General features: G+C 60.9%; 26 protein-coding genes. 14 read left to right on the top strand and 12 right to left on the bottom strand.

What is annotated here, in order from left to right; all coding sequences use genetic code 11:
- Positions 1–267: 267 nt before the first annotated feature.
- Complete coding sequence (ggt, locus tag RY831_RS16835; protein ID WP_326507538.1) at positions 268–2,100, top strand: gamma-glutamyltransferase; 1,833 nt, start codon at positions 268–270, stop codon at positions 2,098–2,100.
- Positions 2,101–2,150: 50 nt separating this feature from the next.
- On the opposite strand, the gene RY831_RS16830 is transcribed toward ggt, so the two are convergent.
- Positions 2,151–2,435 carry a KTSC domain-containing protein gene (locus RY831_RS16830; protein ID WP_326507537.1) on the bottom strand — a complete coding sequence of 95 codons (285 nt, stop codon included), beginning with the start codon at positions 2,433–2,435 and terminating at the stop codon, positions 2,151–2,153.
- Between the two features lie 36 nt (positions 2,436–2,471).
- Complete coding sequence (locus RY831_RS16825; RefSeq protein ID WP_326507536.1) at positions 2,472–4,775, bottom strand: DEAD/DEAH box helicase; 2,304 nt, start codon at positions 4,773–4,775, stop codon at positions 2,472–2,474.
- Positions 4,776–4,947: 172 nt separating this feature from the next.
- Here RY831_RS16825 and RY831_RS16820 point away from each other — a divergent pair, with 172 nt between their 5' ends.
- Positions 4,948–6,210 carry a DEAD/DEAH box helicase gene (locus tag RY831_RS16820; protein ID WP_326507535.1) on the top strand — a complete coding sequence of 421 codons (1,263 nt, stop codon included), beginning with the start codon at positions 4,948–4,950 and terminating at the stop codon, positions 6,208–6,210.
- 31 nt (positions 6,211–6,241) lie between these two features.
- Entirely contained in the window at positions 6,242–6,649 is a 408-nt protein-coding gene (gene arfB / locus RY831_RS16815; RefSeq protein ID WP_326507534.1) for an alternative ribosome rescue aminoacyl-tRNA hydrolase ArfB, read from the top strand.
- A gap of 73 nt (positions 6,650–6,722) precedes the next feature.
- Here arfB and RY831_RS16810 read toward each other — a convergent pair whose 3' ends face one another.
- Together RY831_RS16810 and RY831_RS16805 are read right to left on the bottom strand one after the other, a co-directional pair.
- A complete protein-coding gene (locus RY831_RS16810; RefSeq protein WP_326507533.1) occupies positions 6,723–7,118 on the bottom strand; it encodes a VOC family protein in 396 nt (131 codons plus the stop codon).
- A gap of 65 nt (positions 7,119–7,183) precedes the next feature.
- A complete protein-coding gene (locus RY831_RS16805; protein ID WP_326507553.1) occupies positions 7,184–8,413 on the bottom strand; it encodes a diaminopropionate ammonia-lyase in 1,230 nt (409 codons plus the stop codon).
- Positions 8,414–8,564: 151 nt separating this feature from the next.
- Here RY831_RS16805 and RY831_RS16800 point away from each other — a divergent pair, with 151 nt between their 5' ends.
- Positions 8,565–9,032, top strand: coding sequence for an Lrp/AsnC family transcriptional regulator (locus RY831_RS16800; protein ID WP_326507532.1), 468 nt, complete (start codon positions 8,565–8,567; stop codon positions 9,030–9,032).
- A 38-nt stretch (positions 9,033–9,070) separates the two neighbouring features.
- On the opposite strand, the gene RY831_RS16795 is transcribed toward RY831_RS16800, so the two are convergent.
- A complete protein-coding gene (locus RY831_RS16795) occupies positions 9,071–9,505 on the bottom strand; it encodes a carboxymuconolactone decarboxylase family protein (RefSeq protein WP_326507531.1) in 435 nt (144 codons plus the stop codon).
- A 200-nt stretch (positions 9,506–9,705) separates the two neighbouring features.
- On the opposite strand from RY831_RS16795, the gene RY831_RS16790 reads away from it, so the two are divergent.
- From RY831_RS16790 to RY831_RS16780, 3 genes are all read left to right on the top strand, one after another.
- On the top strand, positions 9,706–10,722 hold the full coding sequence (locus RY831_RS16790; RefSeq protein WP_326507530.1) for a LysR family transcriptional regulator: 1,017 nt from the start codon (positions 9,706–9,708) through the stop codon (positions 10,720–10,722).
- Positions 10,723–11,014: 292 nt separating this feature from the next.
- A complete protein-coding gene (locus tag RY831_RS16785; RefSeq protein WP_326507529.1) occupies positions 11,015–11,182 on the top strand; it encodes a hypothetical protein in 168 nt (55 codons plus the stop codon).
- A gap of 351 nt (positions 11,183–11,533) precedes the next feature.
- A complete protein-coding gene (locus RY831_RS16780) occupies positions 11,534–11,740 on the top strand; it encodes a hypothetical protein (RefSeq protein WP_326507528.1) in 207 nt (68 codons plus the stop codon).
- Here RY831_RS16780 and RY831_RS16775 read toward each other — a convergent pair whose 3' ends face one another.
- Positions 11,741–12,718: an alpha/beta fold hydrolase gene (locus RY831_RS16775; protein ID WP_326507527.1), complete on the bottom strand. Its 978-nt coding sequence runs from the start codon at positions 12,716–12,718 to the stop codon at positions 11,741–11,743.
- Positions 12,719–12,883: 165 nt separating this feature from the next.
- On the opposite strand from RY831_RS16775, the gene RY831_RS16770 reads away from it, so the two are divergent.
- Positions 12,884–13,483 carry a CGNR zinc finger domain-containing protein gene (locus RY831_RS16770; protein ID WP_326507526.1) on the top strand — a complete coding sequence of 200 codons (600 nt, stop codon included), beginning with the start codon at positions 12,884–12,886 and terminating at the stop codon, positions 13,481–13,483.
- Positions 13,484–13,518: 35 nt separating this feature from the next.
- Here the strand turns inward: RY831_RS16770 and RY831_RS16765 are convergent, their stop codons facing one another.
- Complete coding sequence (locus RY831_RS16765; protein ID WP_326507525.1) at positions 13,519–14,145, bottom strand: TetR/AcrR family transcriptional regulator; 627 nt, start codon at positions 14,143–14,145, stop codon at positions 13,519–13,521.
- 162 nt (positions 14,146–14,307) lie between these two features.
- On the opposite strand from RY831_RS16765, the gene RY831_RS16760 reads away from it, so the two are divergent.
- The 3 genes from RY831_RS16760 to RY831_RS16750 all read left to right on the top strand — a co-directional run bounded on the left by RY831_RS16760 (position 14,308) and on the right by RY831_RS16750 (position 16,220).
- Complete coding sequence (locus RY831_RS16760) at positions 14,308–14,778, top strand: ester cyclase (protein ID WP_326507524.1); 471 nt, start codon at positions 14,308–14,310, stop codon at positions 14,776–14,778.
- A 68-nt stretch (positions 14,779–14,846) separates the two neighbouring features.
- Positions 14,847–15,341: a DUF3237 domain-containing protein gene (locus RY831_RS16755; protein WP_326507523.1), complete on the top strand. Its 495-nt coding sequence runs from the start codon at positions 14,847–14,849 to the stop codon at positions 15,339–15,341.
- Positions 15,342–15,350: 9 nt separating this feature from the next.
- Entirely contained in the window at positions 15,351–16,220 is an 870-nt protein-coding gene (locus RY831_RS16750) for an aquaporin (protein ID WP_326507522.1), read from the top strand.
- On the opposite strand, the gene RY831_RS16745 is transcribed toward RY831_RS16750, so the two are convergent.
- Both RY831_RS16745 and RY831_RS16740 read right to left on the bottom strand, forming a co-directional pair.
- Complete coding sequence (locus tag RY831_RS16745; protein ID WP_326507521.1) at positions 16,195–17,307, bottom strand: oxidoreductase; 1,113 nt, start codon at positions 17,305–17,307, stop codon at positions 16,195–16,197. The two genes, RY831_RS16750 and RY831_RS16745, sit on opposite strands and share 26 nt — an antisense overlap.
- Positions 17,304–17,714: a RidA family protein gene (locus RY831_RS16740; RefSeq protein ID WP_326507520.1), complete on the bottom strand. Its 411-nt coding sequence runs from the start codon at positions 17,712–17,714 to the stop codon at positions 17,304–17,306. Before RY831_RS16740 ends, RY831_RS16745 begins: the two co-directional genes overlap by 4 nt.
- A 153-nt stretch (positions 17,715–17,867) precedes the next feature.
- Here RY831_RS16740 and RY831_RS16735 point away from each other — a divergent pair, with 153 nt between their 5' ends.
- Positions 17,868–18,791 (top strand): LysR substrate-binding domain-containing protein, encoded by a 924-nt coding sequence (locus tag RY831_RS16735; RefSeq protein ID WP_326507519.1) that lies wholly within the window; start codon positions 17,868–17,870, stop codon positions 18,789–18,791.
- Positions 18,792–18,801: 10 nt separating this feature from the next.
- On the opposite strand, the gene RY831_RS16730 is transcribed toward RY831_RS16735, so the two are convergent.
- Complete coding sequence (locus RY831_RS16730) at positions 18,802–20,385, bottom strand: hypothetical protein (RefSeq protein ID WP_326507518.1); 1,584 nt, start codon at positions 20,383–20,385, stop codon at positions 18,802–18,804.
- A 323-nt stretch (positions 20,386–20,708) separates the two neighbouring features.
- Between RY831_RS16730 and ampC the strand changes: the two genes are divergently transcribed.
- Positions 20,709–21,899, top strand: coding sequence for a class C beta-lactamase (gene ampC / locus RY831_RS16725; RefSeq protein ID WP_326507517.1), 1,191 nt, complete (start codon positions 20,709–20,711; stop codon positions 21,897–21,899).
- A gap of 128 nt (positions 21,900–22,027) precedes the next feature.
- Here ampC and RY831_RS16720 read toward each other — a convergent pair whose 3' ends face one another.
- On the bottom strand, positions 22,028–22,966 hold the full coding sequence (locus RY831_RS16720; RefSeq protein ID WP_326507516.1) for a DMT family transporter: 939 nt from the start codon (positions 22,964–22,966) through the stop codon (positions 22,028–22,030).
- 105 nt (positions 22,967–23,071) lie between these two features.
- Here RY831_RS16720 and RY831_RS16715 point away from each other — a divergent pair, with 105 nt between their 5' ends.
- Positions 23,072–23,974 carry a LysR family transcriptional regulator gene (locus tag RY831_RS16715; protein ID WP_326507515.1) on the top strand — a complete coding sequence of 301 codons (903 nt, stop codon included), beginning with the start codon at positions 23,072–23,074 and terminating at the stop codon, positions 23,972–23,974.
- Between the two features lie 59 nt (positions 23,975–24,033).
- Here RY831_RS16715 and RY831_RS16710 read toward each other — a convergent pair whose 3' ends face one another.
- A complete protein-coding gene (locus RY831_RS16710) occupies positions 24,034–25,245 on the bottom strand; it encodes an MFS transporter (protein WP_326507514.1) in 1,212 nt (403 codons plus the stop codon).
- Positions 25,246–25,320 lie beyond the last annotated feature (75 nt).

Genomic DNA, 25,320 nt, shown 5'->3' with positions numbered 1-25,320 from the left:
TGCAAGTCTACAGAATTTTACGCTTTTACTCCACGCGCCGGACATGGCGATGCCTTTGGTATTTGCAGCATGCCGTTTCGCTTGATCGCGCTCAAACCCAGGCGTGAAGCACTGGCAAAGCGGATGCCGATTAGTAGATTTCAATTACTGCCGCGTGCCCAAGGATGGTGCAGCGGATGCGCTTGGCTTGGCGACAGGTATCAGGCCGACACGAGACCTTGCTCCCTTGCAGGGAGCAATCATACGAATCGAAAAGAAAGGGTTCACATGAGCAAGATGATGCCGCGCGCATTGCGCATCCTTCCCCTCGCCGCCGCCTTGAGCGCCGGCCTGGTTTTTGCCGAAAATACGGCACGCACGTTTCCCGATACGCTCGCCGCGCAGGAGCAGGCTTACCGCAAGGGCGTGGTTTCCGTTTCGCATCCATTGGCGGCCGAGGCCGGCGCCCGCATGCTGGAAGAGGGGGGCAACGCAATCGATGCGGCAGCCGCCATCCAGTTCGCGCTCAATGTCGTCGAGCCGCAGTTTTCCGGCATCGGCGGCGGCGGCTTCATGATGATTCACCTTGCGAAGACGAATGAAACCTTCATTGTCGATTCCCGCGAAAAGGCGCCCGCAGCCGCCACCCCGGACATGTTCCTCAACCAGACGTTTGCCGCCGCTTCCACCAGCGGCCATTCGGTCGGCGTGCCGGGCACCGTCCTGGGCGTGGAAACCGCGCTGGCGAAATGGGGTACGAAGTCGCTGGCGCAAACCCTTCAACCGGCCATCACCCTGGCTGACAGCGGCTTCCGTATCAACCGCTTTCTCTCGGCCGACATCAACAACGAGCGCACCGCGCTGCAACCGGAGGCGCAAGCCTTGTTCCGCCTTCCCGGCGGAGCGCCATTGCCGGAAGGCCACCTGCTGCGCCAGCCCGACCTGGCAAAGACCTTCCGCCTGATTGCCGCCCAGGGCAGCCAGGTGTTCTACAAGGGCGAGATCGCGAAAGCGATTGTCGAGGCGCAGAAGCGCAGCAATCCTGCATTGGGCAGTGCCGGCGTCGGCCGCATGGCGTTATCGGATCTTGCAGCCTATGATGTCGCCATTCGCCAGCCTGTGGAAGGTGATTACCGCGGCGTGAAAGTGAAATCGATGTCGCCGCCGTCATCCGGGGGGCTTACCGTCATCCAGATGCTGAAGATGCTGGAACAGTTTCCGATCGGTGACGCCGACCAGGGCTTCGGCTTCGGCAGTACCCGCACCCTGCATGTGATGACGGAAGCAATGCGCCTGGGATTCGCAGACCGCGCGGTGTGGATGGGTGACGAAGATTTCGTGCCGGTACCGAAGCGAGGCCTGATCTCTTCCTGCTACCTGTCCGAACGGCGACAGCTGATCAAGCCGGACCAGCGGCTGGCGACCGCTGCGGCCGGCGATCCGCGTGCCTGCGATACCGCCGACGCTGGCGATGCGCCGCTGAGGCTGGCCGGCCTGGAAGAGGAAAAGGGTGTCCATACCACTCACTTCTCGGTGGTCGATCGCGACGGCAACGTGGTGTCGTATACGACCACGATTGAAAACACCTGGGGTACCGGCATCGTCGTGCCGGGATACGGTTTCCTGCTCAATAACGAGCTGACCGACTTCAACTTCACTCCGACGCGTAACGCCGCCACCGGCAACCCCGGCGCCAACGACGTCGAGCCGTTCAAGCGGCCGCGTTCGTCGATGTCGCCGACCATGCTGTTCTACCAGGGCAAGCCCGTCGCCGCCTATGGCTCTCCCGGCGGCGCCACCATCATCAACTCCGTGCTCAATGTCACGCTCAATCTTGTCGACCATCGCATGTCGATCCAGCAAGCCATCGATGCGCCCCGCTGGTCCGTGACCAGTGCCGCCGGCACCATTACCTGCGAGAGAGGTATCACGGCGGAAACCCTGCAGGGCCTGGCAGCGCTCGGGCACCAGGTGCCGCAGGTGAACGGTGCGCCGGCGTGCGCCTCCACCATCGGCTCGGTGCAGGGCATCGTGATCGACCTGAAGAACGGAAAGCAATACGGCGGCGCGGATCAGCGGCGCGAAGGCACCGTCATCGGCATCCGGGAAGTCGGGGGCTGAAGTCTCGCCAGGCAACGATGGGAAGCGGCATCCAGTATCGCCGCTTCCTTTCAGGTGGCCGGGTCGTCATCCGGCGCCCTGAAAAGATCATCGAGCTGCTGCCGGGCCTTTCCCTGTTGCTGGACGGTGCCCCGGCGGCCGGTAAATTCTTCCTCTATGTTGTCGCGGTAATAGCTCCAGGCGGAACCGGAGGTCGATAGCTTGCGCCAGACTTCGGTGCCGACTCCCGAATAGTCGATCGCGCTGCCATCCTCGAATTCGACCCGAAGGATGCGCGCGCGCGGGTCGTAGCCGATCGCACGCAGCTTGCCGGCATTGATTTTTTTCATCTCCATGATTCGCTCCGTAAATCGTCTGCGCCCGTTCATGCATCAGGCGTTGCGCTGCCCCTTGCGATGCGGCTTGGCCTTGGACTTCGGCGTCTCCACGCCCCTGTTCCCCGCGCCTTTCCGGAATTCGCCGCCCCTGTCACTCCTGCCGCCCTTGTCGACAGGCGCAGACAAGGTCCGCTTGCCGGCGTGGCCCGACTCGCGCGGCTGCTGTGCCGCCGCCGTGCTGATGCGAAGCGGCTGGCCGGAGACGGATACCGTCTTCAGCAGCTCGAACACGTCTTTCGGCATGCCCTTAGGCAGGTCGATCATGCTGTGGTCGTCGTAGATCTCGATGCGCCCGATCAGCTTGGGATCCAGGTCAGCTTCATTGGCAATGGCGCCCACGATGTTGGCCGGCCGCACGCCATGCGCATGCCCGACTTCGATGCGGTAGGTCTGCATGTTGGCCTCGCCGCGCTCCTTGTGATCCTTGCGCTCCTTGTGCGGCGCGGCCGGGCGCTCCTTCACAGGGGGCGCCATGGCAACGCCGCCGTGCGCGTCATTGCGCGCGCCGGCATCCTCGCGGCTGATGCGGAGCTGCTGGTTGGCCACCCATACGGTCCGCAGGTGGCGCAGGAGATCTTCCGGCAGGTCCGCCGGCAGATCCAGCGTACTGTAGTCGTCATAGATTTCGATGCGGCCGATATGCCTGGATTCAATACCGGCTTCGTTGGCGATGGCGCCGACGATGTTGCCCGGCTTGACGCCGTGAACGTAGCCGACTTCAATGCGGTAGCTCTGCATGCCGACTTCGGGCGGGCGCTGCACGCGGTCCTTTTTCGGCGGGTGCGGGCGGTCGCCGGCATCGCGCCGGTCCTGCCTGTCTTCCCTATGCGGCCTTTCGCCGCGTTCGCTGCGTTCAAAATGCGAAGGTTCCGCGAAGACCCGGTTGCTGCGCTCGCTCCTGCCGCCGCGTTCCGGTCGGCCGGCATCCGAAGCGCCGTCTTCGAAGCGCGGGCGTTCGTCCCTCGTTTCGCGGCCATTTTTTTCCAGAAGAAACGGCATGTCGCCACGGGCAATCTTCGCCAGCGCTGCTGCGATCTCCACCGCCGGCACATTGTGCTCGCGCTCGTAATCCTCGATCAGCGACCGGAACACATCCAGCCCGTCCGCGGCCAGCGCTTCGCTGATCTGGTCCTTGAAGCGGGAGATGCGCACGTTGTTGACATCCTGGATGCTGGGCAGGGTCAGCGGCGATACCGGCTGGCGCGTCGCCCGCTCGATGGCCTTCAGCAGGTTCCTTTCACGCGGCGTGATGAACAGGATCGCTTCGCCGCTGCGTCCCGCCCGACCGGTGCGTCCGATGCGGTGGGTATAGCTTTCCGGGTCGTAGGGCACGTCGTAATTGATCACATGGCTGATGCGCTCGACGTCGAGGCCACGCGCGGCCACGTCGGTCGCCACCAGGATATCGATGTTGCCGTCCTTGAGCATCTGTATCGTGCGCTCGCGCTGCTGCTGCGCCATGTCGCCGTTGATGGCGGCGGCCGAAAAGCCGCGCGCCTGCAGCTTGCCGGCCAGTTCTTCGGTACCCAGCTTGGTGCGGGCGAAAATGATCATGCCGTCGAACGGCTCGGCTTCCAGGATACGGGTAAGGGCATCGAGCTTGTGCAGTCCGCTGACCAGCCAGTAGTGCTGGCGGATGTTTTCGGCGGTACCGGTTTTAGCGGCGATGGTGACTTCCGCCGGATTGCGCAGGTAGGTTTGCGCGATCCGCCGCACCGCGCCCGGCATGGTCGCGGAAAACAGCGCTGTCTGGCGCGACGCGGGCGTCTTCTGCAAGATGTGCTCGACATCGTCGATGAAACCCATGCGCAGCATCTCGTCCGCCTCGTCCAGCACGAGCGTCTTGATCCGGGAGAGATCGAGCGAGCCCTTTTCCAGGTGGTCGATCACGCGTCCCGGGGTGCCCACCACCACATGCACGCCGCGCCGCAGGGCGCTGAGCTGGGGGCCATAGCTTTGGCCGCCATAGATGGGTAGCACGTGAAAGCCTGGAATATGCGTCGCATAGCGCTGGAACGCCTCCGCGACCTGTATCGCCAGTTCGCGCGTCGGCGCCAGCACCAGCGCCTGCAAGGCCTGCTGCCGGATATCGATTCCATTCAGAATGGGCAATGCGAATGCCGCGGTCTTGCCGGTGCCGGTCTGGGCCTGTCCGAGCACGTCGCGGCCCTCGAGCAGGACGGGGATCGTGGCGGCCTGGATCGGCGAGGGCAGTTCATAACCGAGTTCGGACAATACGCGAAGCAACGCGTCGTTCAGCGCCAGGCTGGCGAAGGAGGAGATTTGGTTTTCCGGCATGATATTTCTACGAATGATGTTGAGCGGACGAAACGCCGCGGAATGCACAAGAGCGCACAGGCAATCAGGTTTGGACCGCAAAACCGGTGGGGACTGCAGAGAAGAACTGACGTAAAGGCGCGTGGTTGGCTACACTCTACCCTTGTTTTGACATTTGGCATGCCGCTCAGCCTTGACTACCGCCTTGACTACCTTTTCTTCCCTGGGATTGATAACCCCGCTCCTGCAGGCGCTCGATGCGCTCGACTATACAACACCGACGCCGGTACAGGCGCAGGCAATTCCCGCAATTCTCGCCGGGCGCGACCTGATGGCCGCCGCGCAGACGGGAACCGGCAAGACCGCCGGCTTCGCCCTGCCGCTGTTGCAGCGCCTGGAGGCGGAAGGCGCCCGTCCCGCCGGCAACATGGTCCGGTCGGTGGTGCTGGTGCCGACGCGGGAACTGGCCGAGCAGGTGCACAAGAGCTTTGCCGCCTACGGAAAGCACATGCCGCTGCGCACCCTGGCCGCCTATGGCGGGGTCAGCATCAATCCGCAGATGATGGCGTTGCGCAAGGGGCTCGACATCCTGGTGGCCACGCCTGGCCGACTACTCGATCTCCATCAGAAGAACGCGGTGAAATTCAACGGTTTGCAAACCCTGGTGCTGGACGAGGCGGACCGGATGCTCGATCTCGGCTTTTCCCGTGAACTCAACGCATTGCTTGCGTTGATGCCCGCGCGCCGCCAGACCCTGCTTTTCTCGGCAACGTTCTCCGACGCAATACGGCTGCTGGCCGCATCGATGCTGACCGATCCGCTGTCCATCGACACCGGGCCGCGCAACACCATGGCGACAGGTATCCATCAGTGGATGGTTCCGGTGGACAAGAAGCGCAAGCTCGAGTTGTTCCTGCACCTGCGGCAGAAGCACGGATGGCAGCAGGTGCTGGTCTTCGTCAAGACGCGCAATGGCGCAGACGAACTGGTCAAGGCGCTGCTCGCGCAGGGCTGCAATGCCGATGCCATCCACGGCGACAAGCCGCAACCCGCCAGGCTGCGCGCCTTCGAGCGCTTCAAGTCGGGCGAGGTGCAGATACTGGTGGCAACCGACGTCGCCGCGCGCGGGCTGGATATTCTCGAGCTCCCGCACGTGGTCAATTTCGACCTGCCGATCGTTGCCGAAGATTACATCCATCGCACCGGACGCACCGGGCGTGCCGGCGCGACGGGGGAAGCGGTTTCCCTGGTTTGCGCCGATGAAGTCACGCAACTGTCGGCGATCGAAGCCCTGATCCGCAAGACGCTGCCCCGCACTGAAGTGCCTGGTTTCGAACCCAGCCACCGTGTACCCTTGACCGACGGACAGGGCCATGTCCTGAAAAAGCCGAAGAAACCCAAGAAGCCCAAAGCAGGGAGACCGGCGGGCTTGCCAGCAGGGACTCGTGACCGATGAAGGCAGGCGATTCTCTATCCGGGCGTTCGAGATGAGCCGCCATATTCCGGTAATCGACGCGAGCGAGGTCGAGTTCACCGCGATACGTGCCCAGGGCGCGGGCGGCCAGAATGTGAACAAAGTGTCGAACGCGATTCACTTGCGTTTCGATATCCGTGCCTCATCGCTGCCGGAACCGATGAAGGAACGTCTGCTGGAATTGAACGACCAGCGGATCACCCGGGAGGGCGTCATCGTCATCAAGGCTCAGGCGCACCGCAGCCAGGAAAAGAACAAGGAAGACGCCATGCAACGGCTGCTGGAGATGGTGGCGAGTATTTCCGAGCCGCCGCGTGCACGGCGCGCCACCAAGCCGACACGCGGATCGCAGCAGCGGCGTCTCGACAAGAAGGCGGTCCGAGGGCAGGTCAAGGCCATGCGGGGCAAGGTCGTCGGATAAAGCCGGCCACCGGCTGTCCCGCTTGCCGGCGAGCCGCCGGTCCGGGAGCGATTCACGAGCCTAATTCACGAACCTAATTCACCGCGGCATGACACGCCACGCAAAGCTTGTTGCCGTCCGGGTCGCGAAAGTAGGCTCCGTAATAATGCTCGTGATATTCCGGTCTCAAGCCGGGCGGTCCTTCGCAAAGGCCGCCATTGACCAGAGCCACTTCGTGGGCGAGGTCCACGATGGACCGGTTTCTTGCGAGGAAAGCGGTCATTTGCCCATTGCCATGCGCATGCGCTTGCCCGTCGAAAGGGGCGCCGATGATGAACAGCGGGCGAGGACCGGGTTCGGACTGCCATCCGGCCCAGGGCCGATCCCGGTCGCAGAACCGCGGGCGGATTCCCAAAGCCTCCATGAGCGGATTGTAGAATGCGATGGCGCGCTCGAAATCGCTGACGCCGACAAAGATGTGAGAGAACATGGATGTGGCTTGCTACCCGGGTTAGTTGGTCTGGACGGCTCAGGCGGTTCCTCCGCGGCTAAAGTTTAAGCGCTTTCGCGCAGAAGATGTTCAGCCTGGTGCCTTAGGACCTGTTGCGCCGGCACGCCGGCCAGATCGGCATAGACTGACGGTGCAGTCGCTCCTTCGGTATTGACAAGCAGGACGCGTGCATTGCTGTCCAGGCCGAGTATGCGCGCATGCTTTCCGTCTTCGAGGAGCGAGACCAATCCGGCAAAACCGGCGGCCCCTGATTCGCCCGCGACAATCGGAATATCGCCGTCGCCTCCCGATGCCAGCAACCGCATCGCTTCGACTGCTTTGGAGTCCCCGATGGTCTGAAATGCGTCGATGCACGGTTGAAGAATTTTCCATGCGAGCGGAGAAGCCTCGCCGCAGGCAAGGCCGGCCATGACGGAATCCACGCTGCCCGTTGCCCTGGAAGCGGTTTTCCGTATCGCGCTTTGCAGCAGGCAATCCGCCTGTTCCGGCTCCACCACCACGAATGCGGGGCGGTGTTCGCCGTAATACTCCCAGAAATAGCTGGCCAAGCCCGCTGCCATGCCGCCGACTCCGCCCTGAAGGAACACATGCGTGAACGCCGGGCTGGTCCGTGATCCACGAGCTTGTTCGATCGCCTCGGCGGCGATGGCGGCGTATCCTTGCATGACATCCCGCGGAATATCTTCGTAACCGTCATACGAGGTATCCGAGACGACATGCCAGCCGTTGGCGGCGGCAAGCCGTGCGGCCTCATTCACCGAGTCGTCATAATTACCGGTAATGCGGATGATGCGAGCGCCAAGGGCCGCAATGGCTTGTTCCCGCTCCATGCCGACATGGGCATGCAGCACGATGACGCAGCCGCAGCCGAGTGAACGCGCCGCCGCTGCCAGCGCGCGGCCATGGTTTCCATCGGTCGCGCTGATCACGGTCAGGTCTTCAAGAAGCGGGCGATGCTTTCCCCGGAATAGATCAGCCGCGCTCAGGTCCTCGGCCGTCCACAGGCGGCGGACCAGCCTTGCCAGCGCTATGGGTGCGCCAAGCGCCTTGAAACTGCCCAGCGGTGAACGGGTCGATTCATCCTTGACGGCGATTTCCGCCACGCCTAGCCTCCTTGCCGCCGCAGGAAGCTTCCAGAGCGGCGTTGCATCCTGCCTCAACTGGTCCCATTGCCGTAGCCAGGCCCGGCTTTCCTCGGCTGCCTGCATGTTCAGGATCTTCGCCAGTTCGGCAGGGTAGGTTGTGCGATTGATCGTTTCATTCATTACCAGCATCGATATGTCCCAAAGGTTTTTCATGACATTCGCCTGGAACGGTCGCCGGGCGCATGAAAGGAATTTTAGTGAAAGCAGGGAAGGGAATTGACTTAATATTCATCGATTCCATGCAATTTCTTTGCAAATTCGACGCCTCCATGGGAAACGCATGACTGCTGAACTCGATGCCTACGATCGTAAGATACTTTCGGAACTGCAAAAAGACGCTACCGTGTCTCAAAACGAGTTGGGTGCCCGCGTCAATCTATCGGCCGCGGCGGTGAACCGGCGAATACGGCGACTCACGGAGGTTGGTGCGATCATGCAATGCACCGCCGTGGTCGCCCCTGCCGCAGTCGGGTATGGACTGTCGATTATCGTGAACGTGGAGGTCGAGAGCGAGCAGATCGATCTGCTGGATCGAATGAAGCGGACCTTTGCGAAATGTCCGCAAGTGCAGCAGTGCTACTACGTCGCAGGTGAGTGGGACTTCGTCCTCGTCCTCGCGGTAAAGGACATGGAGCAGTACAACAGCCTCACCCGCACGCTGTTCTTCGGCGACAACAATGTCAAGCGTTTCAAGACGCTCGTTGCGATGGATCGTGTGAAGGTCGGCCTTGCATTGCCGATCGAGTAGCCTACGGCCCGTATCGGCGCCATGGACAGCCTTGCAGGCTAAGTACCGGTTGCCGAGCCTTCTCGAATTTCTTCGTGATTATTCGGCAGCGGCAACGCGATCCCGGCCTCGGCAAAGACCTCGCGAACGACGGACAAGCCATTAAGCGCCGCCGGGAAGCCCGCGTACACCGCCATTTGCATTACCACCTCGATCACTTCGGCAGGCGTGCATCCGACATGCAGAGCCGCATGCACATGAACGCGCAATTGCGGAAGGGCGTTACCGAGCGCGCACAGCGCCGCCACCGTCGCCACTTCGCGCTCGCGCAGACTCAGCGCCTTGCGGGCATAGATATCCCCGAACGGGAATTCCACGAGATAACGGGCGAAGTCGGGGAATGACTTCGAGAGAGAGTCGACCACCGCCAAACCGGCCGGACCGTCCACATCGGACAACATGCGCTCACCGCGCTCATAACGCTCATTGCTCATGGGATGTCTCCGTGTCGATACAGCTGGAACGTACCGTCTCTGATATCGCCAACGGCGAGCTCGTAGAGATCGGTTTAAGGGCAGGCGATGAAGGATTGCGAAGGTGCTGAATCAATTTGTTCTCCAAAAATGTCGGCATGAGTCAATTTAAAGTGCCCGCCCGGTTGGCGGAATAACCAAATTGGTGATACCTTTTTGGTATGTCAAACCGCCTGGACTCCCGTTCTCTCGCACTCTTTCTCGCCGTGGCGGACACGCTTAGCTTCCGTCAGGCGGCCGAGACCCTTCACATGTCGCAGCCGCCGTTGAGTCGGGCCATTCGCGAACTCGAAGAACGCTTGGGAATGCCGCTTTTCGTGCGCAATACACGTGGCGTCGTCCTCACTGAGGACGGGCGCAGGTTGCTTCCATATGCACGACGTGTTGCAAGGCTCCTGCGCGACGCGGAAGCGGAATTGACCGCGCCTGGATTGCCCAACGCTTTTCGGCTGGGATTAACCAACGCCGTGGAACCAGCCTGGTTCGATGGTCTGGTTGAACGGCTGCAGGCAACGCAACCGGAGATGGCCGTATCGGTGCTCTATGACACCTCGCCAAGGCTGGTGCGCCAGCTTCGCTCCGGGAAGCTGGATGCCGCATTCGTGGCGCTTCCAACCGATGTGCGCGGGTTGACCGTTCTGCATCTCGATCGCGTGCCGATGATGGTCGCCATGCACAGCAACCATCGGCTGGCGCGGCGAAGGACAATCAGTCTGGCCGACATCGGATCGGAACCGGTCTTCTGGTTCGAACGCGCACGGCAGCCTGCCTTCTATGACCACTGCCAGCAAATCTTCACTCGACATGGCTTTGCCCCGTCAACCCTCAGGGAGCCGAATGACCACCATGTTCTGCTGGCCGATGTGGCGAGGGGCCGGGGCCTTGCATTGCTTCCCGGATCATTTGCCAGCCTCAAACGGGCCGGCGTCGTTTATAAAAAGCTTGCTGAAGGAGCCGAATTGGGAGTGGGCATCGGGCTGGTCAATCCGAATGATCAGGAAACCATGCGCACGATCCTGGTCATGGCGGCTAACCTAGGGGATGCGCGGCAGCAAGGGGCAAAAAGAAGCGCGGCTTCGAATGAACGCGCTTTGCGAACGCGTGGCAGTGCTGTACGCGAATCCGCGGAAAATGGGAGGGCATCCAAGCGAAGCCCGCGCCTTTCCAATGCTGATTGATATTCGCAAGGCCGCTCCAAGGCCAACGCATTCTTTTTGCTGGTCGTTTGTCATGCCATCCGAAAGTCGTTTGCAATGCCGGATATTCGAGCTGCAAATTCGGCAATACTACCGGGACACTGCCAAAAAATTCATGACGCAGCGCGTCATGCGCTTGCATGCACCGATTTGGAAGTTAATCACCATAATGGAGCGTGCACACATTTATTTATCGCGCATTTGATCTAGTTGGATGACTGGCATGATGTTTGCGAGAAGATGAGAGATGTATTTCGTTGCGAAGAGGTGAACCATGAACCGCAAAAGTTATCCTGAGGTGGAACAGCAGGCAAGCTTAAAGGACGTGATGCGACAGCCGCCCATGACGCCGAAGGCCTATCGCAATGCGCTGGACAAGCGCATCTCGGCCCGCCGCACGATTGAAGACAGGCGGCTTGCCAAATCCCTGCAGATCGATTAACCGGCATAATTCAACACCGCCTGCACTGCAAGAAATGCCGCTGACAACCGCCTACCTTTTCCGGGCGCGGTGCCTGGAAAAGGTTTGTGCTGCGCCTTGCCGTCAAATAAATTAGCTCGCCCCTCCATCTACGCTGCAATTTCAATGCAATCGCGCCCTTGTGTTTTGCGCCCTTGTGTCGCTGGGGCACGGGACAAGTTTTTCTTAACTATCCTCGAAGATTTAATCGTTTGTACGATTGGCGGTATCGCATTATATTTTCGATGTCCCGGGTACCTTTAATTTAATTCCCCAGCTGCGTGCCGTCAGGCATGCATGACTTCCTCAATCGTTAATGAAAATGTGATGACAATGAATGCATCAAGACTTCTGATCGCCTGCGCGTTTGTTTTTTCAACCGCGGGCCTGGCGTCCGCGGTAATCGCCAACACCGCGGTTTCCGAGCCGCTTCCCGAATTGCCGGCTGAACCGGCTGAATTGGTGGTCGATCTCCAAGGAATGGCGATCGATATCAGCGCGACGGTACGGGATCCGATCCGCGGGGAAAGGAGCTACTGATCATCGTGCCTCCCGGACCGTATCTGTCTCCTTGCGGAGATGGCGGTCGAGGAAGCGATGGACTTTGCCCGCGATGTGATTGCCATGGGTTTCCAATGCGAAATGCCCCGTGTCCAGGAACTCGATTTCCGCATCCGGGTTATCGCGGCGAAAGGCGGAAGCGCCAGCGGGCAGAAAGAATGGATCGTTTTTGCCCCAGATCGCCAGCGTCGGCGGACGATGGCGGCGGAAGTAGGCGTGCACCTCGGGGTATTGCTCGACGTTCCGGGCATAGTCGAGAATAAGGTCCAGCTGCGCTTCATGGCCATGGCGGTCGATCATCGCCTGGGCAAGGAAGTAGGTCTCGGGAGCAATCAGGCTTTCGTCCCTGACGCCGGCGGTGTACTGCCATTTGGTCATCTCCGGCGTGTATATGTTGCGCAGGCTGTCGCGGCTTTCGGTGCCGGGAGCCTTCCACGCCGCGCGGATATCGTTCCAGGCGGTGCTCAGCCCCTCCTCATAGGCATTTCCGTTCTGCGAGATCACCGCCGTGATTCTTTCCGGGTGTTTCACGGCGAGGCGCCAGCCGACCGGTGCCCCGTAGTCGAAGACATACATCGCATACTTGTCCATGCCCTTTGCTTCGGTGAAGGCATCAATGACACGGGCGAGGTTGTCGAATGTATAGGCAAACGGTTTTTCCTGCGGCACCGAGGTGAAGCCGAAGCCGGGAAGGTCGGGCGCAACCACGTAATAATCGGCTGCCAGCCTGGGCAACAGGTCCCGGAACATGTGCGACGAGGCGCCATAGCCATGCAGAAGCAGGACCGCGGGCGCATCCCTGGATCCTGCCTCCCGGTAGAACACCTGGATTCCGTCGATGTTTTCGACATTGTGGCGGACCGGCTGGACAGGTACGGCCGCTTCGCTCCTGACAGACGTAAGACCGACGACTGCCGCAAAGCCGGCGGCAAGAACGGCTGGTATTGCGTGACCCATAACGCGCTCCTTAGAAAAATTCCACACTGAACCTATTGAGTAACCATAAAAATGGCATTTCAGAGGTTATGCTAGGTATCTTTGCATGCGTGCTGTAACTTTTCAAGTGGTTTTTTAATGGTTACAATGAACGGCATTTCTCATCATTTCCATTTGGAGAAAGTCATGACTTTCATCGACGCTTCCATTTCCATGGGGCCCCACCTGCTGGCGGATCACCCCGCACTGGACCTGCTCAATACGGAAGCGCAGATCGCCGGCAACCCCTATGATTTCTGGCGGACAAATGACGACGTCCTCAGGTGGATGCAGCGCTCCGGCTTTCTTGAAGAAATCCCGACGTTGCCTGATGACATGCTGGATTTAATTGAAGAAGCCAGGGAATTGCGTGCCATTGCGCGCGAGTTGGTGGAGCAGCGTAAAGCCGGTTTGTGCAGGAGCGGAAGTGCGGAACGGCTGAATGCATTTTTGCGCGAATACCAGCGCTACCCGGTACTGAGCTGTAGCAATGCCGATGAAGTGCGTCTAGTATGGCAGCCGACGTCCAGCTCCAGGGCTCAACTGCTTGGCGCGGTCGCGGAAGCGGTTGCCAGACTATTGGCGGAGGCCGACTTCAAGCTGGTCCGGCAGTGCGAAGACCAGGAATGCATGATGTGGTTCTACGACCGGACCAAGGCCCATCGCCGCAGGTGGTGCAGCATGGCCCTGTGCGGCAACCGGAATAAAGTGGCGGCATATCGGAAACGCAATACCGCCACGTCCTGATAGCACTGGGGAGGTGCGCTTCCGGGCCAGGAGATTCAACCAGGTTCAGGATGTCGGAGTGCGGGGCGCCGGTAGACATCCAGCAGGCTGGCAATGATCTTTTGCCCGTCCTTCCTCAATTTTCCGGAATCCTGCACATCCGGCAGCATGATTGCGAGCTTGCAGATCATCGCGTCCACCATGCGGCTCAGCAAGTCAATATCATCGAATTCAAGCTCGCCCCGCTGCTTGAGCGCATTAAGTGTTGCGATCAGCAGGGACATCGGATACGTCTCCTCGATTTCACGGTATCGGGTATTGCCCAATACCGCAGCCGCTTCCTGGATGACGATTCGCCTGTAAGCAGGATCGAGGCAGGCATCCAGATAGGCGTTCACGCCGGCACTCAATCGATCCCAGACGCTTGGGACGGCCTTCGCCCGCTGCTCGATGGCGTCCGCCGCTTCCTTCTGCATGGCGACGACCACCGCATCGAACAACGCTTTCTTGTCATCAAAGTGGTGGTAGAAGGCACCCCGCGTGACTCGCGCGGCACGCGAGATCGCTTCAATGCCCGCGGCTTGATAGCCATCCTGTGAGAAAGCTTCGCGGCCTGCAGCCAGCAAGGCCAGGCGAGTCGCTTCAGTGTATTCATCCCGGCGGCTGCGGGCAGATTTTTCCATATCCATGGTTTAAATATACCACTTGACACAAAAATACTGCAGGCATAACGTATACATACGGTATGTAAAAAACATGAAGTTTATAAGTTGGTGTTATCGACTCGCAAGAGTTGTTCTGCGTGGTAATGCGTGGCGCGTTCGTGTCTTAAAGGAGGAGAACAAATGGACAGTAAAAGGATGTTCGAACTTGTACAGGGACTAGCGTCGGCAAAGAGCCGGCAGAATGTGCCTGCGGCAATGCAGTTCCTGCACCCCGACATGGTGCTGGAAAATCCGGCATTCGGCAGCACGGCGAAGGGACATGCCGAGAATGAACAGGCGCTGAACCGCTTCTTCATGAGCTTCCCCGACTACCAGGTCGAGCTGCAGGGAAGCGCAAGCAATGCGGAAACGCTGATCTGCTGGGGCAAGGTACGCATGACAATGACTGGAAACCGTTTCGGTGTCATGCCTAACGGGAAGCGCACGGAGATGCCGGTGTTTATCCACTTCACATTCAAGGATGACCTGATTGCAAGCGAGCGTTTCTTCTTCGATCTTTCCACGCTTTGCGCACAGTCGGGCGTATCCACGGACTCGGTCCGGCAGAAGCTGTTTGGAAGTGCAGGCGTCCTGATTCCCGCCGCGCATTGAACAACAGCAGCAACACCAGCGGCAACAGTAATCGAAACAGCAATCAAAACAGCAAAGGAAACCAGATCATGGCTAAAGATCCGCGCGTAAAAGATATCGGCGAAATCGGAACTAGACATCTCTTCGACATCGTCGTCGACCTGAATCCGCGACTCAACTTCGGCAGCGGCCCCTTCGGGCAGCGCATCCTGTTCGGCTCCGCAGGCGGCAGTTTCGACGGCCCCAAACTGCGTGGCGAAGTCCTTGCCGGAGGCGGCGACTGGGCGCTGTTTCGTCCCGATGGCACGATGACGCTCGATGTGAGACTGAGTTTGAAAACCCATGACGGCGCCCTGATTCACATGACCTACGGCGGTCGCTGGGTGACCCCGCCGGAACTCAAGGTGGAAATGGCGGATCCCGCCGGACGTTCGCGGGTCGACCCCTCCCGTTATTACTTCCGGACCAATCCACTCCTTGAAACCGGCTCGAAGGAATATGCGTGGGTGAACGACATCGTCTGCGTCGGCGCCGGTTACCTCGTCGACGGCGGAATCGCCTACAAAGTGTGCGAAGTACTTTGAATGGACCCCATGGACAATGTTCGCTGCAAGACCGGCTTACCGGCTTCCACTCGGACGAAGTTCGATGTCGATGTCGATGCTGACGCCGGCGCATCGGCGACGGTGCGGGACGAGACAGGAGCGCCGGAATGTCCGATGATTGCGGTTTTGCCTGTATCTTCCGTTTCTGTTTTTCCGCTGCATCGCCGGCTTGCGGCCGAAGCGCTGGGAACCGCATTCCTGCTGATCGCCATCGTCGGTTCGGGCATCCTCGGCGACAGGCTTTCCGGCGGCAATACGGCCATCGCGCTGCTGGCGAATTCCCTGGCTACTGCGGCCACCTTGTATGCGCTGATCGAGTGGTTCGCGCCGTTGTCGGGCGCGCACTTCAATCCGCTGGTCACAGCCGCCACCACTGTACGAGGCGACATCGAGCCGCGCGTCGCCATGGCCTATGCGCTGGTCCAATTCGTCGGAGCGCTTATCGGCGTGGGGGTGGCGGCGGCGATGTTCGGCAGCCCGGTATTCGCACTGTCCACGCAAGCCAGGGATACTCCCTCACTACTGTTCAGCGAGTTCATCTCAACCTTTGGCCTGGTGGGAGTGGTATGGGTCTGCGGCCAAATGCGCCCGTCATCCGCAGCCGCGGTTGTCGCAGCCTATATCGGCGGGAGCTTCTGGTTTACGCCGACGGGCTTCGCCAATCCGGCGGTGAGCTTCGCTCGCGCCTTTACCGATACCTTTTCCGGAATCCGTCTCGCAGATGTGCCGGGCTTCATCGCTGCCGAGGTATCGGGGGCGGTCGCCGCCGTCCTGGTATTCCGCTGGCTGATGCCGGAAGCGTATGTCGGCGCCGGCGCGGAAGCTGCTCCGGTCAAGCCTCTATCTCGAAAGGCTTGATATCGCCGAGCGGGGATAGCAGCCCCTGGTCGAACGCCCTCGGGGTCCGCCCGGCAGCCACCAGCCGCGGCCAGTCCGGGTTGGCCAAGGCACTGCGGCCGAGCGCGATCAGGTCGGCGTCATGCCGCAGCAGTTCGACGGCGCGCACGGGATCTTCAAGACTGCCGTTCGCAATGATGGTGAGCCCCGGCGCATATCGGCGGGCGAGGCCGGCGAGACTCGGGCCATGGTCGCCAAAAGCGGGCCGCCATGCCTCGAATTCGGTCACATGGATATAGTCGAGCCCGGCGTCTGCCAGCGCGCCGAAAACTGCAGCGGCGCCGGCTTCCGCTTCCTGCCATTTGTGATCGTAGTCGTTCACCTTGGCCTGGGAAATGCGGATGCCGACCGGCTTGTCCGCGCCCACCGCCCGGCGAACCGCCCGCGCCACTTCCACGCTGAAGCGGATGCGGCGGTCGATTGCGCCTCCCCACGCATCTTTCCTGTGGTTCGAGTAGTCGGTCAGGAACTGATCAAGCAGGTAGCCGTTGGCACCGTGGATTTCGATTCCATCGAACCGCGCGATATCCATCGCAAGCGAAGCGGCCCGGGCGAAACCGTCGATGGCATCTGCGATATCGGCATCCGACATGGAGCGCGGCATGCAATATGCTCCTTCGCCGCGATAGACGCGCATCTGGATGCCCTTGGGCTGGATAGCCGACGGCGCCAGCGATTCCGTCCGAAAGCGGTTTCCCTGCGCCAGCGCGCCTGCATGCATCAGTTGCGCAAAGATCTTCCCGCCGCCCGCATGGACCGCATCCGTGACACCCCGCCAGGCCTGGGCCTGCTGGCGGTCGCTCAGCCCGGGCTGGAACAGGTAACCCTGCGAGTAGGCCTGGTCGGTATAAATGCCCTCGGTAATGACGAGCCCGAAACCGCCATGCGCGAAACGCTCGTAGTAGCGCCGCATCGTTTCGGTCGGCGTGCCGTCCGCCGTTGCGCTGATGCGCGTCATGGGCGCCACGGCCAGCCGGTTGCCGACCGCAATCCGATTTCTTTCCCACGGTGCAAGCAATGATGCGTAACGGTCGTCGCTCGCCGTCATGATTTTTCTCCTTGCGAATTGGTAGTTGCAATCGCAATTGCCTCGATTTCGATCATTGCGTCCGGCGTGTACAAGGCCGACACTTCCACGATGGTGTCGGCCGGATAGGGCGCGCTGAACCATTTGCGCCGCAATTCGACGATCTTGCCGAAGTGCTTCATCGAGGTCAGGAAAATCGTTACCTTCACGACCTTGTCGAGACTGGAGCCGCCTGCAATGAGCGCCCGCTGCAGATTGCGGAAGGCCTGGTCAGCCTGGCGATCGAAATCCTCGCGGCCGACGATGGCGCCGTCATCGCCGTAACCCGCCTGGCCGGAGACGAACAGCAGGTTTTCCAGGCGGATGGCCTGGGACAGAAGATAGGGCGCATAGGGATCCGGCTCGGTGCGTACCTGTTCGAATGTCATGGAAAAATCATTTCAACGGATAAGTTAAAATCATTTATAAAAGATGGCGTGCTCGTTTGAGTTCCGCCTGTATGCAGTATCGAAGAACTTGAATTGGCCGACAAATGGCCATTTTTCAGCTTATGAATGAGATGAATTCATGCATATCGGAACATGAGAAAGCTGCCTCAACTGAGCGCCCTGAGGGCATTTGAAGCCGCGGCGCGCCGTTTGAGTTTCAAGGCGGCGGCTGATGAACTGAACGTGACGCCGACGGCTATCAGTCACCAGATCCGATATCTCGAAGAGACATTGGGTACAAAGCTGTTCGAACGCGGAACCCGTAGCGTCAGGCTGACCTCGTCAGGCCACCAGCTGTTTCCGCCGTTGCGCGATGGACTCGATTCCTTCGAGCGTGCGGTGGACGCCGTACGCCGAACGCAGGTCGGCAAGACCGCCATCCTGTCTTCCACGGTGGCTTTCATGGCGCGACGGCTGGCGCCGCTTGCCGGCTCCTTTCGCGAGGCGCATCCCGACTGGACCTTGCGCCTGGATGCGTCCAACAAGACCGTGGATCTCGACTCGGAGGCCGACCTTGCGATCCGCTATGGCAGCGGCAACCATCCGGGGATGACGGTCATTCCCCTGTTCCAGGATTCCTTCGGTCCCGTCTGCAGTCCCCGCCTGGGAATATCGACGCTGGAAGATTTGCGCAAGGCGACGCTCATTCATTTCGAATGGGGCGCGGCGATGCGCAACGACGCCCGCGCATCGGTATGGCGTCACTGGCTGGAGAAGGCAGGCATGACCGGCATCGACGCCGACGCGGGCCTGTCGTTCACCGATGAAATCCATGCGGTCCAGGCCACGCTCGCTGGGCAGGGCGTGGGCCTGTTGAGCCTGACTCTCGTGGCGGAAGAGCTTGCCTCGGGAGTGCTGGTGCAACCGTTCGCCATGTCGCTCGAAAGCTTCCGTTACGACCTCGTGTACAGCGCGCGCAGGAGCGATCAGCCGGCCGTGACCGTCCTCAAGGAATGGATCATGGGCGAGCTTGCACAACCGCGCGGGCACGACCGGGATCACCGGCATGGCGGCTGATCGAGAGCCGCTAAGGCGCGCGCTCCAGCTCCAGGACCTCGACCGGAAAGCGGCGCAGCATCGCCTGGAAAAAGGCCTTGTCGCTTGCCGGCAAACCGGCGATTTCCGCCGCGAGCGTTGCAAGCGAGCGGGATGCCGCGGCGAGTTCGCCGGCATGGGTCGCATACCAGGCATGTTCGAGCCGGCAACCGCATCGCTGCAGAAGGCTGTAACGGCTGTCGCCATGCTGCTGCGCGGCCAGGAGACGGGTGGCAAGCGCACGCCAGTCGGAGACCGGCAGCATGCCGATATTGAACTCGGCGCCCGCGCCGAGAAAATCATGCAAGTCCGCCGGCTGCAATGGCTGCTGCGCGCGGAACGCCGCAAGCGAAGGGCGCTCGCCGGTATCGCAATGACCCCGCGCGATGCGCATCAGGTAGATGGCATTCCATGCCGACTGTCCCGACGTGCCGGACCGCTGTGACAGCCATTCGCTGAGCAGCAGCCAGCGCAGCGCCTCGGGCCGCGCGCCCATGGCATCGGTGCCCGGTACCAGGCCTTCGCTGGCGAAGAGCCAGGTCGCCATGCCGACGTTGGCGGCTACTTGCTGCGCCGCGTCGAAGGAGCCGATCTCGAACGCGGCGTCAAGCGCCGAAGCGAAATGCGCCATCGACTCGGCGGCCGCGCGCTGGCGAACCGGAGAGTCCTCGTCCTTGAGCGCATGGGCGCGACGCACCAGCGCCATCAGGTTGTGCCATTCGAAACGGATGCGCGGATGGTAGCGAACCACGCTGGCGCGGGGTTCGATGTCGCGCATTGCGGCCAGCAACGCTTCGGTCAGGGAAACATCGCGTTGGCTGTATGCGCACCATGCAGTAAGGATTTGCTCCATGGCGTCCAGATAGCCTCCCTCATCGGGCCGCGCTTCCTTGAGCAGGCGTCGCAATTGGGACAAGGTCTTGCGGGCCGCCTCCAGATCGTCCAGCCGCCGCCAGACCTGCGCTTCGCCCAATGCCGCCAACGCGTGCTGGGAGCGGCTGCTCGCCATTTTCGCGGCATCCTTGAAGCCGGCCAATGCGCCCGGATGACGCTCCGCTCCGCCTTGCTCCGCCATCGTCGCGAGCAGTTGGCCTTGTCTAAGGTTTTGCTGCGCGAGGGCGTAGCGCATCCAGAAATCGGCTGGCATCGGCATCGTGGAACTTTCTGTCGGCAACGGCTTGACCTTTATGTTCAGGAAGCGCAACAGATCGGTGCGCGTTGCCGCCGCCCCGTTCACCATGCAGACGATCTTGTCCGCTTCCCCGGGTGACAACCAGAACGGCCCCTGGCTGCGGCGGTCCGGGTTCAAAAAGCGCGGATCACTGTCCATGTCTTCTCCCCAGCCCGCCTGGATTCCCCAGCGCGAAAAGTCGCGAAATGCGCGGCTGATGAACATCCGCAAGCTGCGCGCATCAGTGAACTGCTGGCGCAGTTCGGACAGCCGGATCGCATCGGTGGCAGCTTCGAAACGTGCCGCATGGTAGAGCCGTACCAGCAGCCACAGAGACTGGTAGGCGGCCCGCTGGCCGTTGACCGCCTGCGGCGCGGTCAACTCGATTTTAATGGTCGTGATCATTGAACTGCGTGATGGCGTAGGCACCAGGGCGCTCTATTGTGCCGTGTTTGCGGCTTGCCCGTTCAGTTGTGTTACAGCGGTTACGGCGGTTGCCGGGGTTAAGGCTCCAGCCGTTGCCCGCAGACTCCGCTTCTCCTACGATACCTGCTCGCTTTGCCTTCGATATTGTTAATCGGGCAAGGCATGCCGGCAGGCACAAGCTGCCCACATATCGCCACGGGCCTGCTTGTATCAGACGCGATAGACTTCGATGCGGCCCGCTCCGATACACCTACCTCGTGCAGCCGGCTCATTTGCTAGAGGAAAAAGTAATTCAAATGCCTATGTATCAAAAAATTTTCGCAACACTCGGAAGCGCCATGCTGTCATTGGCAGGCCTATGCACGGCGGTTCATGCCGCCAGCCCCGAAACCATTGAAGACAGCTTGCAAGCGACGGTTGACGCCGCAATCAAACCGGTTCTCCAGGAGCACCGGATTCCGGGCATGTCGGTTGCCGTGACCGTCAACGGACACAGGTATTTCTACAACTACGGTGTCGCATCCCGCCAGAGCGGGCAGCAAGTGTCTCAGGATACGCTGTTCGAAATCGGTTCGGTCAGCAAGACCTTCACGGCAACGCTTGCGGCTTACGGGCAGGCGCTCGGTACGCTGTCATTGAACGATCCCGCTGCCAAATACTGGCCAGTACTCCGCGGCAGCGCTGTCGAAAAGATCAGCCTTCTAGAATTGGGGACCTATACTGCGGGCGGACTGCCGTTGCAGTTTCCGGATGCCGTCGGCAGCCAGGAAGACATCGAGGCCTATTATAAAAACTGGAAACCGGCGTATGGGCCCGGTACACACCGTCTTTATTCCAATCCAAGCATAGCCTTGTTTGGTTTTCTGGCGGCGCGCAGCATGGGAAAGCCGTATGCCGAGCTCCTCGAAACCATGCTGTTTCCCAAGCTTGGGCTGCGCGACAGTCATATCCGGGTTCCGGAGCGGAAAATGGAACACTATGCCTGGGGTTATGCCAGGGACGATACGCCGGTCAGGGTCAGTCCGGGGCCGCTCGATGCCGAAGCGTATGGCGTCAAATCGACTTCCGCCGACTTGATCCGCTTCGTCGAAGCCAACATGAATCCTTCGCGCTTCGAGAAAGAGATGCAGCAGGCAATCTCGGCGACCCACGCCGGTTACTTCAGAATGGGAAGCCTGACGCAGGGCCTGGGCTGGGAGCGGTATTCCTATCCGGGCTCCCTTGATGCGCTGATCGAGAACAGTTCCGCAGACGTGGTGCTGAAGGCAAACCCTGTGACCGCGCTCGATCCTTCCGTCGCGCCGCAAGGCAATGTGCTGATCAACAAGACCGGTTCGACCAACGGCTTCGGCGTCTATGTCGCCTTCGTGCCGGGCAAGAGCATCGGCATTGTCATGCTGGCCAACCGGAATTATCCGAACGCGGCCAGGATCAAGGCAGCTTACCGGATCCTGTCCGCCCTGGAAAAGCGGCCCGCGGCGCCGTCGAGATAGGCGTTTGCAACTGCATTGGCTGACGTCCGCCCGGCATGCATCCATTCCGAAAGATTGGAAGCGATGTTCGATTGGCCGTTCGGCGTGGAGTAGGTATGGCGCTGTAGCGGTGCCATGGTGGATTTCATTTAGAAAAGCTTGATCAATGCCACGCCCGCCAGCAGCGCAGCCACGCCTGCGAGCCGGATGCGGCTGATCTCCCGTTTGGGAAATCGCAGCAGGCCGAAACGGTCGACGACAATCGACGCGGCCTGCTGGCCGGCGACGGTGAGCGCGATGACGGCGGAAGCGCCGATTGCGGGAATGGAGGTAAACACGACAGTAACGTAGACGCTGCCGGCAACTCCGCCCAGCCATCCCCACCATGGCAGGCTCCTGAATCCGCCTGCATTCGAAGCCGATACGGGCGCCGATGCGGCGGACAAGATCAGGCGCAAGGTCAGCACGGCCGCCATGGCCATCGTGGCGACGGCGAAGCTGACGAAGCCGACGGCAAACGATGCCTGCAAGTCAGCCCGTAGCAAGGCATTGATGGCGCCCTGTACCGGCAGCAATGCGCCGGAGAGCAGGGCGAAAGCGGCGAGTCCGGGTTTGCCAGACAGGCCTTGTGCAGCATCCTTGCCCGATTGTCCCGCCATGATGGCCGCGACGCCGGCAAGCACCGACACTGTGCCCAGCAAGGTGCCGATGTCCGGTTCCTGGCGCGGAACGCCGAGCCAGCCGAAGCCGTCAAGAATCAATGACATCAACATCTGCCCAGCAATCAGCAAACCGACCGTAACAATGGCGCCGATGCGCGGAAACAGCACGATCGTGGACAACACATACAGCGCGCTGGCGAGACCGCCAATGGCATGCCACCACGGCGCGCCGGACAACCTGCCGAGTGCGCTCAAGGAGTCGGTCAGGACTGTAGCCGCCAGCAGCAGCCCGGCGCCGACTGCGAGCTGGACCGCCGTTGCCGAGTAGGGATTGCCCATGGCCTTCGATAACTGCGCGTTGGCGCCCGCCTGGAACGCCAGCACCGTGCCGCCGATGAGTGAAGAAAGTATGAACAATGTTTGCACGTGAACTCCTTGGAAACTAGGAAACTAGTCGTCTCGTCGGAAAACACTTTGGGCTATACTGCATCGCATAACAATTCCTGAAAAAGGCATATTGCCTGTGCAAAGATGCAGGACCGCGACTGGGATGACCTTCGATATTTTCTGGCGGTGGGGCGGACAGGCTCCCTGTCCGGTGCCGCGCGCAGGTTAGGGGTCAATCATTCGACGGTGCTGAGGCGGCTTGGCAGCCTGGAGCAGCAATTGGGAGTGCGCCTGTTTGAACGCACGCCCTCGGGTTACTTCATGACGGCGGCCGGCGAGGAGTTGCGCACGCGCCTGGGCAATGTCGATGAACAGATCGAATCGGCGCAGCGCCATGTCGCAGGGCGGGATACCGAGCTTTCGGGAATCATCCGGATCACAACGACGGATACGCTTGCCTTTGGACTGCTCACACCCCTGTTCGTCGAGTTCGGTCATCTGCATCCCGGGATCGAACTGCAGGTATGCATCAATAACGCGTTTTCCAGCCTCAGCAAGCGTGAGGCGGATATCGCGGTGCGTCCGAGCAATCAGCCGCCGCAGCATCTGGTGGGCCGGCGTGCCGGCCGGCTCGCCTCATCGGTCTACGGTTCGGCGGATTATTTGCGCCATGCCCCGCGAACCGATCGCCTTGCCGAACATGCGTGGGTAGGATTCGACGACAGCCTGGCGCACCTCGGCCAGGCGCAATGGATGGAGCAGCATGTGCCTGCCGACAGGGTGGTCTATCGCGTCAACAGCCTCGCCGGCATGACCCAGGCGGTAGTGCATGGCGCCGGGCTCGGCCTGCTGCTGGACGTGCTGGCCGAATCCCACGGGACGCTCGAGCGCGTCGTTCCGGCCATAGGCGCGCTCGATACCGACGTCTGGATACTCATGCATCCCGACCTGCGTTCGACCGCCCGTTTCAAGGCCATGAACGAGTTCCTGTACGCGCGGCTCTCCAATCATCCGCGACTGCGCCGACTGTCTGCCGCGGACCATTGAAGACCAGCGAAACAACCGGCGCAACCATAACAACCGGAGCGGTCCGAAGTAGCGGGTCATCACGCAGTCATGGATGCCTTGGAAGGCTGCCTTTGCGCCTCAATGGCGGCTTGGGTATGGGCATTGGAACGCTCCGCCCTGATGCTTGCCGTGGCAATCAGCACGGCAATACCGGGCAGGATCGCCGCAGCCCACGGAACGGCTTCCAGCCCCGGCCCGTGATCGACGACGATGCCCCCCAGCCATGCGCCCAGCGCGTTGCCGAGATTGAACGCCGCGATATTGAAGCTCGATGCAAGGCTCTCGCCGGCGCCGTCCACTTTCTGTAGCACCCACATCTGCAGCGGCGGGACCGTGGCGAATGCCGCAGCGCCAAGCAATGCGATAAATCCGACCATCCAGGTCTTGTGCGGCAGCGCCCATGTCATCGCCAACAGCACGATGGCCAATGTCACGAGACTTCCGATGACGGTCGGCACCAGCCTGCGGTCGGCGAGCTTGCCGCCCACCAGGTTGCCGATGATGAGCCCGACGCCGAACACCAGGAGGATCGGCGATACCGCAGTGTCGGAAAACCCGGTAATGCGAGTCAGGATCGGGGCGATGTAGGTGAAGACGGTAAATACGCCCGCAAAACCAAGGACCGTGGTCAGCAGCCCCAGCAGCACCGGCCGGCGGCGCAGCACCCGCAGTTCGTCGAGAACGCTGTTGTCGGTTCGTACCGCCGCATCGCGTGATACGAACATGGCAAGGACCGCCAGCGCAATCAGGCCCACTATCGTGACAGCCCAGAAGCTGGAGCGCCAGCCGTACGCCTGCCCGAGCCAGGTTCCCGCCGGTACGCCAAGGATGTTGGCGACGGTGAGGCCGGTGAACATGACGGCAATCGCCGATGCCTTCCGTTCCGGCGGGACGAGCGTGGTGGCAACCACCGACCCGACGCCGAAAAACGTGCCATGGGCAAGTGCGGTCAGTATGCGTGCCGCCATCAGCATGGCATAGGTATCGGCCATTGCGCAGGCGGCATTGCCGATCGTGAAAATCGCCATCAGGCTCATCAGCACCGTCTTTCTCGACCAGCGGCGCGTGGCCAGCGTGAGCAGCGGCCCTCCCAGCACGACGCCGAGCGCGTATCCCGAAATGAGAAGCCCGGCGGCGGGCACGGTGACGCCCAGGTCATGACTCACCTCGAGCAGCAAGCCCATGATGACGAATTCGGTTACCCCGATTCCGAACGCGCCGGCGGTGAGCGCAAACAATGCGACTGGCATTTCGATTCTCCATGAACGAAAAGCATGGCATCTTGATCGAAATTTGATTGTTGAAATAGACTATATCCAGAAAAA

This window comes from Noviherbaspirillum album, from assembly GCF_035916955.1.
GTDB classification, from domain to species: domain Bacteria; phylum Pseudomonadota; class Gammaproteobacteria; order Burkholderiales; family Burkholderiaceae_D; genus Noviherbaspirillum; species Noviherbaspirillum album.
The sequence above is the reverse complement of the archived record's forward strand: the minus strand, read 5'-3'. Positions and strand labels throughout refer to the sequence as shown.

Excerpts from the sequence above, each read along its gene's own strand:
- RY831_RS16810 (WP_326507533.1), bottom strand. The coding sequence starts at position 7,118 with ATGTTCTCTCACATCTTTGTCGGCGTCAGCGATTTCGAGCGCGCCATC.
- RY831_RS16770 (WP_326507526.1), top strand. The coding sequence starts at position 12,884 with ATGACTTTCATCGACGCTTCCATTTCCATGGGGCCCCACCTGCTGGCG.
- RY831_RS16740 (WP_326507520.1), bottom strand. The coding sequence starts at position 17,714 with ATGACATTCGAACAGGTACGCACCGAGCCGGATCCCTATGCGCCCTAT.
- RY831_RS16775 (WP_326507527.1), bottom strand. The coding sequence starts at position 12,718 with ATGGGTCACGCAATACCAGCCGTTCTTGCCGCCGGCTTTGCGGCAGTC.
- RY831_RS16795 (WP_326507531.1), bottom strand. The coding sequence starts at position 9,505 with ATGAGCAATGAGCGTTATGAGCGCGGTGAGCGCATGTTGTCCGATGTG.
- RY831_RS16710 (WP_326507514.1), bottom strand. The coding sequence starts at position 25,245 with ATGCCAGTCGCATTGTTTGCGCTCACCGCCGGCGCGTTCGGAATCGGG.
- RY831_RS16745 (WP_326507521.1), bottom strand. The coding sequence starts at position 17,307 with ATGACGGCGAGCGACGACCGTTACGCATCATTGCTTGCACCGTGGGAA.
- RY831_RS16760 (WP_326507524.1), top strand. The coding sequence starts at position 14,308 with ATGGACAGTAAAAGGATGTTCGAACTTGTACAGGGACTAGCGTCGGCA.
- RY831_RS16805 (WP_326507553.1), bottom strand. The coding sequence starts at position 8,413 with ATGCTGGTAATGAATGAAACGATCAATCGCACAACCTACCCTGCCGAA.
- RY831_RS16830 (WP_326507537.1), bottom strand. The coding sequence starts at position 2,435 with ATGGAGATGAAAAAAATCAATGCCGGCAAGCTGCGTGCGATCGGCTAC.
- arfB (WP_326507534.1), top strand. The coding sequence starts at position 6,242 with ATGAGCCGCCATATTCCGGTAATCGACGCGAGCGAGGTCGAGTTCACC.
- RY831_RS16715 (WP_326507515.1), top strand. The coding sequence starts at position 23,072 with ATGCAGGACCGCGACTGGGATGACCTTCGATATTTTCTGGCGGTGGGG.
- RY831_RS16780 (WP_326507528.1), top strand. The coding sequence starts at position 11,534 with ATGAATGCATCAAGACTTCTGATCGCCTGCGCGTTTGTTTTTTCAACC.
- RY831_RS16765 (WP_326507525.1), bottom strand. The coding sequence starts at position 14,145 with ATGGAAAAATCTGCCCGCAGCCGCCGGGATGAATACACTGAAGCGACT.
- RY831_RS16800 (WP_326507532.1), top strand. The coding sequence starts at position 8,565 with ATGACTGCTGAACTCGATGCCTACGATCGTAAGATACTTTCGGAACTG.
- ggt (WP_326507538.1), top strand. The coding sequence starts at position 268 with ATGAGCAAGATGATGCCGCGCGCATTGCGCATCCTTCCCCTCGCCGCC.
- RY831_RS16755 (WP_326507523.1), top strand. The coding sequence starts at position 14,847 with ATGGCTAAAGATCCGCGCGTAAAAGATATCGGCGAAATCGGAACTAGA.
- RY831_RS16730 (WP_326507518.1), bottom strand. The coding sequence starts at position 20,385 with ATGATCACGACCATTAAAATCGAGTTGACCGCGCCGCAGGCGGTCAAC.
- ampC (WP_326507517.1), top strand. The coding sequence starts at position 20,709 with ATGTATCAAAAAATTTTCGCAACACTCGGAAGCGCCATGCTGTCATTG.
- RY831_RS16735 (WP_326507519.1), top strand. The coding sequence starts at position 17,868 with ATGAGAAAGCTGCCTCAACTGAGCGCCCTGAGGGCATTTGAAGCCGCG.
- RY831_RS16825 (WP_326507536.1), bottom strand. The coding sequence starts at position 4,775 with ATGCCGGAAAACCAAATCTCCTCCTTCGCCAGCCTGGCGCTGAACGAC.
- RY831_RS16790 (WP_326507530.1), top strand. The coding sequence starts at position 9,706 with ATGTCAAACCGCCTGGACTCCCGTTCTCTCGCACTCTTTCTCGCCGTG.
- RY831_RS16750 (WP_326507522.1), top strand. The coding sequence starts at position 15,351 with ATGGACAATGTTCGCTGCAAGACCGGCTTACCGGCTTCCACTCGGACG.
- RY831_RS16785 (WP_326507529.1), top strand. The coding sequence starts at position 11,015 with ATGAACCGCAAAAGTTATCCTGAGGTGGAACAGCAGGCAAGCTTAAAG.